This window comes from Prosthecobacter sp. (assembly GCF_046154365.1).
Taxonomy (GTDB): Bacteria; Verrucomicrobiota; Verrucomicrobiia; order Verrucomicrobiales; family Verrucomicrobiaceae; genus Prosthecobacter.
In genome coordinates this window covers 1-10586 of the sequence record NZ_JBJXFV010000175.1, presented here as the reverse complement: position 1 = coordinate 10586, position 10586 = coordinate 1, and the positions used below count along the sequence as shown (strand labels likewise).

The 10586-nt window shown below is 59.1% G+C and carries 9 protein-coding genes; 7 read left to right on the top strand and 2 right to left on the bottom strand.

Annotation, left to right across the window (positions count from 1 at the left end; translation table 11 throughout):
* The first annotated feature begins 16 nt into the window (after nucleotides 1–16).
* The 3 genes from ACKVY0_RS22475 to ACKVY0_RS22465 all read left to right on the top strand — a co-directional run bounded on the left by ACKVY0_RS22475 (nucleotide 17) and on the right by ACKVY0_RS22465 (nucleotide 2540).
* Entirely contained in the window at nucleotides 17–454 is a 438-nt protein-coding gene (locus ACKVY0_RS22475) for a hypothetical protein (RefSeq protein ID WP_409217096.1), read from the top strand.
* A 137-nt stretch (nucleotides 455–591) separates the two neighbouring features.
* Nucleotides 592–1521: an amidohydrolase family protein gene (locus ACKVY0_RS22470; protein WP_409217095.1), complete on the top strand. Its 930-nt coding sequence runs from the start codon at nucleotides 592–594 to the stop codon at nucleotides 1519–1521.
* Between the two features lie 248 nt (nucleotides 1522–1769).
* Nucleotides 1770–2540: a TrmH family RNA methyltransferase gene (locus ACKVY0_RS22465; protein ID WP_409217094.1), complete on the top strand. Its 771-nt coding sequence runs from the start codon at nucleotides 1770–1772 to the stop codon at nucleotides 2538–2540.
* A gap of 90 nt (nucleotides 2541–2630) precedes the next feature.
* Here the strand turns inward: ACKVY0_RS22465 and ACKVY0_RS22460 are convergent, their stop codons facing one another.
* Nucleotides 2631–3929 carry a Gfo/Idh/MocA family protein gene (locus ACKVY0_RS22460; protein ID WP_409217093.1) on the bottom strand — a complete coding sequence of 433 codons (1299 nt, stop codon included), beginning with the start codon at nucleotides 3927–3929 and terminating at the stop codon, nucleotides 2631–2633.
* A 142-nt stretch (nucleotides 3930–4071) separates the two neighbouring features.
* Here ACKVY0_RS22460 and ACKVY0_RS22455 point away from each other — a divergent pair, with 142 nt between their 5' ends.
* Nucleotides 4072–5481, top strand: a complete 1410-nt coding sequence (locus tag ACKVY0_RS22455; RefSeq protein ID WP_409217092.1) for a dihydrolipoyl dehydrogenase family protein — start codon at nucleotides 4072–4074, stop codon at nucleotides 5479–5481.
* Nucleotides 5482–5581: 100 nt separating this feature from the next.
* Here the strand turns inward: ACKVY0_RS22455 and ACKVY0_RS22450 are convergent, their stop codons facing one another.
* Nucleotides 5582–6427, bottom strand: a complete 846-nt coding sequence (locus ACKVY0_RS22450) for a helix-turn-helix domain-containing protein (RefSeq protein ID WP_409217091.1) — start codon at nucleotides 6425–6427, stop codon at nucleotides 5582–5584.
* A gap of 122 nt (nucleotides 6428–6549) precedes the next feature.
* On the opposite strand from ACKVY0_RS22450, the gene ACKVY0_RS22445 reads away from it, so the two are divergent.
* From ACKVY0_RS22445 to ACKVY0_RS22435, 3 genes are read left to right on the top strand one after another with little or no spacing between them, the layout of a single operon-like run.
* Nucleotides 6550–8634 (top strand): PSD1 and planctomycete cytochrome C domain-containing protein, encoded by a 2085-nt coding sequence (locus tag ACKVY0_RS22445; RefSeq protein WP_409217090.1) that lies wholly within the window; start codon nucleotides 6550–6552, stop codon nucleotides 8632–8634.
* Nucleotide 8635: 1 nt separating this feature from the next.
* Nucleotides 8636–10051 (top strand): DUF1501 domain-containing protein, encoded by a 1416-nt coding sequence (locus tag ACKVY0_RS22440; protein ID WP_409217089.1) that lies wholly within the window; start codon nucleotides 8636–8638, stop codon nucleotides 10049–10051.
* A gap of 11 nt (nucleotides 10052–10062) precedes the next feature.
* The gene (locus ACKVY0_RS22435) at nucleotides 10063–10395 is read left to right on the top strand and encodes a hypothetical protein (protein ID WP_409217088.1); all 333 of its coding nucleotides are present in this window, start codon (nucleotides 10063–10065) and stop codon (nucleotides 10393–10395) included.
* The last annotated feature ends 191 nt before the right edge of the window (nucleotides 10396–10586 follow it).

Here is a 10586-nt window from a genome sequence, read left to right as displayed (position 1 = left end):
ACCGTTTATGCCTCCAGTGCCCCAAAGCCAAATCTTTGCGCAACTCGTTTGGGATAACGAACTTCCAGATTGGCCCAGTCTTAACGGCATCTACCGTGGTCGTCCCGAAAAGGAAATCGAGGTGGCATTGGTCGGTGATTCGGAGATGACTCTTGATTGGGCGGACTTTCTTCAGAGGTGCGAGGAGACTTGGCATTTACTTCTGATTCATGAGGGCCAAATACTCAGAGAAACTGCACCAAAAATCTACCAGAAGCACCAAGCATACTTCGGCGGCCGATGGAAGAGGACTCCGGAAGATCTTCTCTCTGAACTGTCTCTAAGGCTGGTTTGCTTTTACACCGATGGAAGTGCGCATTTGTGGTATAAAGGAACAGCGGCGTTCAACAACCTTGATGTTGATCTCGGATTTGATTTTGACTTGAGAGTAACGGAGGTGAGATTCGATGGCTGAAACACCAACTATCTCGACGAGCAAAAACGCTGCTGGCAACTAGAAGAACGTCTTGGTCGCCTAAGCCAGACGTTTCCATCGACGACCAAGATTACCACCGCACCGCAACATAGCTCCGCGACTGTCGTAATTCGTTCATGACTTCACGTCGCACCTTCCTGACCACAAGCCTCAGCGCCCTTGCCGCACGCAGTTTTGCGCAAACCTCCAGCGCCGCCGAGCCGATCATCGACATCCATCAGCACACGCATTATCACGACCGACTGGACGAGCATCTGCTCGCGCATCAGAAGGCGATGGGCATCACCACCACGATCATTCTTCCCGGCGGCACGTGGCTGGACCGGCCCTCGACGCACAACGGCAAATCCAACGGTCTCGCCGCCCGCTGCGGCACCACGCAGGACGCCTTCAACTTTGCCAAGGCGCATCCCGACGCCTATCTCTGGGGCGCGAACGAGGTCACTGATCTCGACACGGCTCCTGCGGAAATCGAGAAATGGCTCAAGCAGGGAGCGTGCATCATTGGCGAGCAGAAGTTCAAGGTGGAGTGCGATTCAGCCGAGAGCCAGAAGCTCTACGAACTCGCCGCCGCCTACAACGTGCCGATCCTCCTGCACTTCCAGCACCAGACCTACAACCTCGGTTACGAACGTCTGCACACGATGCTGGCGAAGTTTCCAAAGACCAACTTCATCGGCCATGCGCAGGCGTTTTGGGGCAACATCGACAAGAATCATGACCAGAAGGTGAATTACCCGAAGGGCAAGATCACTCCCGGCGGATTGACGGATCGCTACCTCGCCGATTACCCGAATATGTTCGCCGACATGTCCGCCGGCAGCGGCCTGGTGGCCCTCACGCGCGACGAAGCACACACGACCGCCTTTTTCGAACGCCATCAGGACAAAATCCTCTACGGCAGCGATTGCGCCGATCACCTCGGCCGCGGTCCCGGCTGCCAGGGCGCTGCCACCATCGCAGCCATCCGCAAACTCGCGCCGAACAAGGCCGTGGAGCGCAAAATCCTCTTCGAGAATTCGAAGAAGCTGTTCCGCTTGGCGTGATGGCTCGGAACGGAGCGCGAGTGTGTCGAAGACCACTCGCCACTTTCCGCACTCAGCGCTCACGCATCTCCATCGCGATCGTCTTTCCTCAAAAACACCTCTCTTACCCCGCCAGCCGCGAAGAATGTCAGGCGAGTAGAATACTCGTGCTCCATGCTGAGACGCATTCGAAGACCACTCGCCACTTGCCTCCATCGCACTGCCGCAGGAAGGTCAGGCGAGTTACGAAACTCGCGCTCCAACCTCACATGCTCATCACCAGTTCCTCCAACGAACGCGTCAAACACGCCCGCCGTGTGCGCGAAGGCCGTGAGCGCGATCTGATCTTCGTCGAAGGCGAACGTCTCGTGGCCGAGTGCGTTGCTTCAGAACTCAAACTGCATGCCTGCTTCACAGTCGCTGAGCCTACCCCATCGCAGCAAAAGCTGCTGGAGCGCATCACCTGCCCCATCTTCCAGCTCTCCGAGTCCGTGCTCGAATCCTTGAGCGACACGATGACCACACAGGGGCTCATCGTCATCGCCGAACGTCCCTGGCCGACGCTCGACAGCATGTTCGTCGGCGAATCGCCGCTCATCCTCGGCCTCGACCGCATTCAAGACCCCGGCAATCTCGGCACCCTCGTGCGCACCGCCGAGGCAGCAGGCGCAGGCGGCCTGCTTTCGTTCGCTGGCTCCGCCGATGCGTTTTCACCCAAGACCTTGCGTAGCGCGATGGGTTCCGCCTTTCGTCTGCCGATCCTGGCCGATGTCTCCGGCAGCGGTGCTATCGAAGCGTGCCGTGCTCGCGGCATCAAAAGCGTCGTCGCCACCGGTGATGCCGAACTGCTTCACTACGACTACAACTGGCGGCAGCCCACGCTGCTCATCCTCGGCAACGAAGGCCGTGGCGCCAGCGCCGAGATCATGAACGCATGCGACCATCGCGTGCGCATTCCACTGCACACGCCAGTGGAATCCCTCAACGTCGCTGCCGCCGGTGCTGCGATCTTGTTTGAGGCGGTAAGGCAACGCCGCTAGCTGGAGCGCGAGTATGGCGAAGCCTACTCGCCACTTGTCTGGTGGGCGTAGGCGGCAGGAGAGCAAGGCGAGTAGAATACTCGCGCTCCTTTACCCGATCTCCGGCAGCTTCCACTCACCTCGAAATGGGCGTGCATTCATCAAGGCATTCGCGGCCTCGTCATTTGTGAACGTTTCCATCGTCGGATCCCACAGCAGCTTGCTCTTCGCCTTCAGCATCATCGCGCCGAGCTGTGGCAATGTATCCGCGCGCACCGCTGTCTCGATGTCACAAATCGCCCGATGCTTGTTCTTGATCGCATCCACAAAATTGCGTGTGTGTTCGACGCTGGCGATCAGCTTGACCGGCATCGTGCCGTCCTTGTTCGCCGGATCACGCAGGATGGCATCGTCGCTGGCTTTGATGTTGCCACGCAGCACATGCACCCAGCCGTTTTCACCGATGAAGCGGGTGCCATGCCCGATGTCCATGTTCTTCTCGTTCACGAAGGTGATCGGAGCCGCGTTCGCGTATTCAAAACGCATCTTCCACGTCAGCACTGCATCGCAGCCGCCTTTGTCGGGATAGGTCGCCTCGCCTTCGACGCTGATCGGCCCGGTTTCATCGGTGCCATTGCCCCACTGAGCGATGTCAAGATGGTGGATGCCCCAGCAGGAAATCATGCCGAGCGAAAAATTCGTGATGTTCTCGTGATTGTCGCGCTTCAGCTTCTCCGCGTTGAAGGGCGTCATCGGCGCAGGCCCCACCCAGCGCTCCCAGTCCACATGCTCCGGCACTGGCTGCTCTGGAAAGTCTGGACCTATCTTCCCGCCGGGAACGCCGACTTGAATCTCCTTCAGCTTCCCCAACCGCCCGTTGCGTGCCAGTTCACAGGCCCAGCGAAACTTCAAATCACTGCGCTGCTGCGTGCCGAACTGAAACACGATGCCTGTCTTCTTCACTGCCGCCCGCACATGCTTCGATTCCGCCATCGACATGCCCATCGGCTTCTCGTGGTAGATGTGCTTGCCATTGAGAATCGCATCCGTGGCCGGAATGCTGTGCCAATGCACTGGCAGCGCCATCAGCACGGCATCAATCGACTTGTCACGATTCAACTCACGAAAATCACGGAACGTCTTCACATCCGCGCTGCCGTAGCGCTCGGCAATGATCCCCTTGGCACGCTCGATGTTGTTGGTGTTCACATCGCAGAGCGCTGTCACCCGCACATCGTCATGATTGAGAAAGGCCCGCATGTCGCCCGTGCCTTGCGCACCGACGCCGATCACTCCGAGCGTGATCTTGTTCGACGGCGCGGTTTGCGAACGCAGCACATGTGCGGGAATAAAAACAGGAGCGACACCTGTGGCAATGACTTGGGAGAGAAACGAGCGACGAGTGTTCATGGGATTGCGTTTGCCACGTTGGTTGGGTTGGCGTTTGAATGCTACGACACATGGCCTCATTCTTTGAAGGACAAACTTTGGGTTAAATCAGACAGTTTGATCCAAGGCTTGCGCAGACCTCCCCTTCCCTGCACTCATCCGCATGGCAGAACACTCTTTCGACTTCGTGGTCATCGGCGGCGGCAGCGGCGGCTATGCAGCGGCACGCACTGCGCACAGCCTCGGCTTAAGCGTCGCCGTGATCGACGGTGCCGCCGAACTCAGTGGCCTCTGCATCCTGCGCGGCTGCATGCCGAGCAAGACTCTCATCGAGTCCGCCAACCGACAGCTTCATATCCGTCACGCGGCGGAGTTCGGCCTCAAAGCGACTTCACAGGGCGTCGATGTGCGCGCCATTCGTGATCGTAAGCGCGCGCTCATCGCCGATTTCGCCAGCTATCGCCAAGGTCAGCTCGAAGACGGTCGTTTCGCGCTCTATCGCGGCTATGCACGCTTCGTGGACACTCACACGATTGAAGTGCTGCCACGCGATGGCTCCGCTTCGTTTCAAATCACATCCCGCAGCTTCTGCATCGCCACCGGTTCCGAAGTTGCCGTTCCCAACGTGCCCGGACTCGCCGAAACCGGCTACTGGACCAGTGATGACGTGCTGGATGCCGATGCACTGCCACAGAGCATCGCCGTGCTCGGCGGCGGAGCCATCGCTCTCGAAATGGCGCACTATCTCGAAGCGATGGGCTGTCAGATCACGCTCATTCAGCGCAACGCCCAGCTTCTCACCGGCCTCGACCGCGAATGCAGCGATGTGATTGTCAAAGCCTACACGGAACGCGGCATGAAGGTCCACTGCGGCACGCATCTCGACCGCATTTCATCGCACGAAGGCCGCAAGCGCATCGAGTTCACCAGTGCCGGCCACAAACACGCCATTCACGTCGATCAAATCCTTCTCGCCATGGGCCGCCAGCCCGCAACACGCGGTCTGGATCTCGAAAACGCTAAAGTAGCGCTGCATAAAACCAAGGTCGTCGTCAATGACCGCATGCAGACCTCCCAGCCGCACATTTTTGCCGCTGGCGATGTGTGCAGTCCGCTCGATGTCGTCCACATCGCGATTCAACAAGGCGAGATAGCAGCCCGCAATGCGCATGCGTTGCTAAACAGCAAATCTGCCGACGAAACCATCGACTATCGCCTGCTGCTGTTCGGTGTCTTCTCGCATCCGCAGGTAGCTGTCGTTGGCGCAACGACCGAGAAGCTCAAAGCACAGAACATCTCGTTCCTGGAGGCCAGCTATCCCTTCAACGACCACGGCAAATCCATGGTCATGGGCGAAACCGCTGGCTTCGTGAAGCTGCTGGCCCACGCTGAAACCGGGGAGATCCTCGGCGCCTGCGTCGTCGGCCCCGAAGCCACCGAATTGATTCACGAAGTCACCGTCGCCATGCACTACCACGCCACCGTGCAGCAGTTCATGACCATCCCGCACTACCATCCCACGCTCAGCGAAATCTGGACCTATCCCGCGGAGGAGATTGCAGATCAAATCTGACGGAGCGCGAGTGTGTCGCAGACCACTCGCCACTTTGCCCCCGCGCCACCGCATCACCAAGAATTCAGGCGAGTAGGCTTCGCCATACACGCGCTCCAGTTCACCGCCCCTTCCGCTCACGCTGCCTTGCACGAAACTCCGACGGCCCGCAGCCGACCTGCCGGGCGAACATGCGACTGAAGTAGTGGCGATTGGGGAAGCCGTGTTCGATGGCGATCTGGTCGATGGTTTTGTCGGTGAGGGCGAGGGCTTCGCCGGCAAGGCGAAGGCGCGTGGCGAGGACGTAGGCGGCGGGTGTTTGGCCGGTGTGCTCGCGGAAGGTGCGGATGAAACGCTCGATGCTCATGCCGGCACGCTCGGCGAGGAAGGAGTTGGAGAGCTTGCTGTGCGGTGCACGGGCGATGAGGGCGAGGACTTCGACGATGCGCTCGGGCAATGCGGGTGGTGAGTCGATCTCGAGCGTGGCGAAGACGCTATGGAGCAGCGCGGCGCTGAGATGATGCAGACGATGATCTCGCAACGGTGTCGGGCGTTGGCTATGGGTGGCGATGAGTTGGGTGAGCATCGCGCGCAGGTAGTCATCGACTGAAATGACGATGGGTGCCGCAGGAATGGACACACCCGGACGTGCGGTGGTGAAGTGCAGCCAGAAGTGGCAGGCTTGCACCGGGCCGCAGCAGTCGAAAACGGTGTCGGCAGGGATGAGGACGGCTTTTTTGGGTTCCAGCGGTATTTTGCGTCCCTGAAAGAGCAGATGGCAGCCAGGCTTGGGATTGTAGTAGAAGCGCCAGAACGGCGAATCGACGCCGCTATGGTTCCAATCCTCCAAGGCATGCTGGTAGCCGCTTTCGTGGATCAAAAAGGGCGTCCAACCAGATTTGGCCACACGGGCGAGGTCCACGCCCCAGGGCGTGGTGTAGTTGAGGTATTTGCGGCTGGATGCCATGATAAGACACAACTAAGGCATGAAACGGCACAGTCATCCAGCGTATGGTGTGGTTGATGCGATTCCTGTTTTTCATTCTCAGCACCTCTGCCTTCGCCCTGCCAGCTGATCATGCTCAGCGCATGGAGCGCGGCCTGAAGTCGTTTCAGCAAGACGTGGCGGGCATTCTCAAAGAGAACTGCCTGCGCTGTCATGGTGGCGAAAGAGTGAAGAGCGACTTCGACATGGCCACGCGTGAGGATTTGCTCCGTGGCGGCTCGCATGGCACCGTGGTGGTGCCGTTTGATGCCAAAGGCAGCGTGCTGGTTCAGCAGATCAATCACGCCAAAGAGCCGCACATGCCCGACGACAAGCCGAAGCTCAGCGCGGAGGTGATCGCCAAAATCACCGCGTGGATCGACGATGGGGCGCCGTATGCTGAGCCGCTGGTCGCCGGGAAAAAGCCGAAGCGCGATGCGAGTGTGGTCACGGATGCAGATCGCCAATGGTGGTCGTTTCAACCGCTGAAGAAGATCAAGGCGAAGTCCATTGATGAACTGCTGCTCAAGAACGCGAAGGGCATGTCCTTTAATCCGCCTGCGGACAAGGCCACGCTCGTGCGCAGGCTGTCTCTCGACCTCACCGGACTGCCGCCGGATTCATCGGAGCAGACAGATCTTTCTGCTCTGACAGATCGTTTGCTGGCCTCTCCGCGTTACGGCGAGCGCTGGGCGCGGCATTGGCTCGATGTGGCTCGTTTTGCGGAGAGCACGGGCTTTGAGCAGGACTATGACCGGCCTTTCGCATTTCATTACCGCGACTTCGTGATCAAGGCGCTGAACTCGGACATGCCGTATGATCAATTCGTGAAATGGCAGCTCGCGGGTGACGAATACGAGCCGCAGAACCCGCTGGCGCTCGCGGCGACGGGCTTTCTCGGTGCGGGTGTGTTTCCATCGCAGATCACCGCGAACGAAGTCGAGCGCACACGCTATGATGCGATGGACGACATGCTCAGCACAACGAGCAGCGCGATGCTGGGCCTCACCGTGGGCTGTGCGCGCTGCCATGATCACAAGTTCGACCCGTTCCCCACACGCGACTACTACGCCATGCTCAGCACCTTCACGACGACGACGCGCATGAATGTGGATGTGCTGCCTGATGGCAAAGTCACGGCTGCGAAGACAACGATGAACGCCAAAACGAACACGCCCGTGGTCCCAGGTGCCACGCGCATGATGATCTGCGGCGAGGGCTACGATCCCATCGTCATGCACACACAGGGCGGGCCATTCTTTGACAAGACCTACGTCCTCAAGCGCGGCAGCCCTGACATGAAGGACGGCGAAGCCACGCAAAGCTTCCTCCAAGTGCTCAGCAAGCCCGGCGATGCCAAGCGCTGGCAGTGGCAGCCACCGAAGGACACCAAGACCTCCGGCCGCCGACGCTCGCTGTCGAATTGGATCACGGATGTCGATCAAGGTGCGGGGGCCTTGCTCGCACGTGTCATCGTGAATCGCTTGTGGCAGCACCATTTCGGCAGAGGGCTCGTTCCGACGGTGAATGACTTTGGCAAGACTGGCACCGCATCCTCGCAGCCCGAATTACTCGACTGGCTTGCGGGACAACTCATCGCCAATGGCTGGAAGCTGAAGCCGATCCACAAGCTGATCCTCAGCAGCCAAGCGTGGAAACAAAGCAGCCTGCGCGATGCCATAAAGGAAGCCGTTGATCCCGACAACGGCCTCTTCATGCGCTTCGTGCCCCAGCGCCTCGAAGCCGAGGCCATCCGCGACAGCATGCTGGCCATCAGTGGGCTGCTGGATGAAACCATGTTCGGCCCCGGCACCCGCGACGAGAACAGCAAGCGCCGCAGCATCTACTTCAACATCAAGCGCAGCCAACTCATCGGCAGCATGGTGGCCTTTGATGTGCCCGAGCCACTTGTGAGCCAAGGCAGCCGCCCCACCACCACCGTGGCCCCACAAGCGCTCATCTTGATGAACAGCCCCCAAGCCCGCCAATGGGCCGAAGGACTCGCCAAACGCATCCAACCCGCTGGCGATGCACCCAAACAAATCGCAATGGCTTATCGCATCTGTTTCAATCGCGAACCCAAACCCACCGAACTCGCCACCGGAGCCGAGTATTTGAAATCAGGCGCTTCGCTGGCGGATTACTGCCAGGTCGTGCTGGGGTTGAATGAATTGATCTACGTAAACTGACATGAACACACTCTCTTACTCTCGTCGTGAATGGCTCGCCCGTGCGGGCGGAGGCTTTGGCATGTTGGCGTTGTCTTCGATGCTCGAGGCGGCATCGAATCCCTTTGCGCCGAAGGTGCCGATGCAGGTGGGTGGGAAGGCGAAGTCAATCATTTGGATCTTTGCCAATGGTGGGCCGTCGCAAGTGGATACGTGGGATTACAAGCCGGAGCTGAAGAAGCGGGATGGTAAGGCACTGGATGGTTTTGATCCGAAGACGGGCTTTTTCCCCGGCTCGGTGGGGCCGTTGATGGCCTCGCCGTTTGAATTCAAACAGCACGGTCAGAGCGGCACGTGGTGCAGCGATCTGTTTCCGAAGACGGCAATGCATGTCGATAAGATGTGCTTCATTCACAGCTGCTGGACGGGCTCGAACAACCACTCGCCCGCGCTTTTCAAGATGAACACGGGTGAAACGCGCATGGGCTACCCCTGCGTCGGTTCTTGGGTCAACTATGGTCTCGGCAGCGAGAGTGATTCGCTGCCTTCCTTCGTCGTGATGAGTGATCCGCTGAATCGTGGCCTGCCCAAAGGCAGCGCGGCCAATTGGGGCGCGGGTTTCCTGCCGAGTATCTATCAAGGCACCTGGCTGAAGCCTAAGGGCGCACCGATTGATAACCTCGCGGTGTCCGCTTCACTCACGCCACAGCGTCAGCGCGCCCAGCTCGACCTGCTGGCGAAATTGAACCGCAGCGCGCTCGCCGAATCGCCGATCGAGAGCGAACTCAACGCTCGCATCGAGAGCTTTGAGCTGGCCTACCGCATGCAAACCGCCGCACCAGAGGCCTTTGATGTCAAAGGTGAGCCGGAGCACATCCAGAAGCTCTACGGTTTGAACGAGAAGCACTGTGGCCACTTCGCCGCGCAGTGTCTCACCGCTCGGCGCTTGGTGGAGCGCGGCGTGCGCTTCATTCAGATCTACAGCGGCGGTATGGAGAATCAGCAGAGCTGGGACGGTCACAACGACATCGCGGGCAACCATCGCGGCTTCGCCAATGAGAGTGACCAGCCCGTGGCTGCACTCATCGCCGATCTGGAACAGCGCGGCCTGCTCGATCAAACGCTCATCATCTGGGGCGGTGAGTTTGGCCGCCTGCCGATCTCGCAAAAATCTGCCAAACCCGGTCGCGATCACAACCCGCACGCCTTTACCGTCTGGATGTGCGGCGGTGGAGTCAAAGGCGGCTACCACCACGGTGAGAGCGATGAGATCGGCTTCAAGGCCGCCATCGACAAAGTCAGCGTGCACGATCTGCACGCCACGATCCTCGCCGCAGCCGGATTGGATCATGAGCGTCTCACCTTCAAGTTCCAGGGTCTCGATCAGAAGCTCACTGGTGTGGAGAATCCCAAGGTGGTGAAGCAGGTGTTTGCGTAAAACACGGTATCGTGGAACTCTTCCTTGTGAAAACGACCCCAGTGCGATGGCTTCTGCTCAATGCCAAGGTTGCGCAGGGCTACGGCCGAAACTTCTTGGCATCAGTTGCCGTGCAGGTTCCGCTCTTAATCCTCGGCAGCCTCGCACTGGATGGCGGCCAGCTAGGCCAATGGATCGCTTGCAGCATGGCTGCCTACTGGCTGATGGCCTTGGCTATCGTTATCCGCCGTCCTCGGAGCCCCACCCACGGCGATTTGATCGCTGTCCGCTTCGGTTTTCTCTTCATCCTCATGTCTTTTGTCACAGTGACCTGCATACGTTGGACTTTCCTTCGATTGTGGTGACCTCGGACGACACTTCACTTCCCAGCCATGCTTCGCCTTACCCACATCTCCATTTTGATTAGCTTAGTTCTGCTTTGTTAGGAGGTTGAAGCCTTCGCCGGAGCAACTTTTTCCCGTTTGCGTTGGCGTTTGAGGGCGTTGGCTGCCGCACGACGACGTTTCTCGTGGCGACGCTCGATGCGCTCGATCAG

Excerpts from the sequence above, each read along its gene's own strand:
- ACKVY0_RS22460 (WP_409217093.1), bottom strand. The coding sequence starts at position 3,929 with ATGAACACTCGTCGCTCGTTTCTCTCCCAAGTCATTGCCACAGGTGTC.
- ACKVY0_RS22440 (WP_409217089.1), top strand. The coding sequence starts at position 8,636 with ATGAACACACTCTCTTACTCTCGTCGTGAATGGCTCGCCCGTGCGGGC.
- ACKVY0_RS22465 (WP_409217094.1), top strand. The coding sequence starts at position 1,770 with ATGCTCATCACCAGTTCCTCCAACGAACGCGTCAAACACGCCCGCCGT.
- ACKVY0_RS22455 (WP_409217092.1), top strand. The coding sequence starts at position 4,072 with ATGGCAGAACACTCTTTCGACTTCGTGGTCATCGGCGGCGGCAGCGGC.
- ACKVY0_RS22445 (WP_409217090.1), top strand. The coding sequence starts at position 6,550 with ATGGAGCGCGGCCTGAAGTCGTTTCAGCAAGACGTGGCGGGCATTCTC.
- ACKVY0_RS22470 (WP_409217095.1), top strand. The coding sequence starts at position 592 with ATGACTTCACGTCGCACCTTCCTGACCACAAGCCTCAGCGCCCTTGCC.
- ACKVY0_RS22450 (WP_409217091.1), bottom strand. The coding sequence starts at position 6,427 with ATGGCATCCAGCCGCAAATACCTCAACTACACCACGCCCTGGGGCGTG.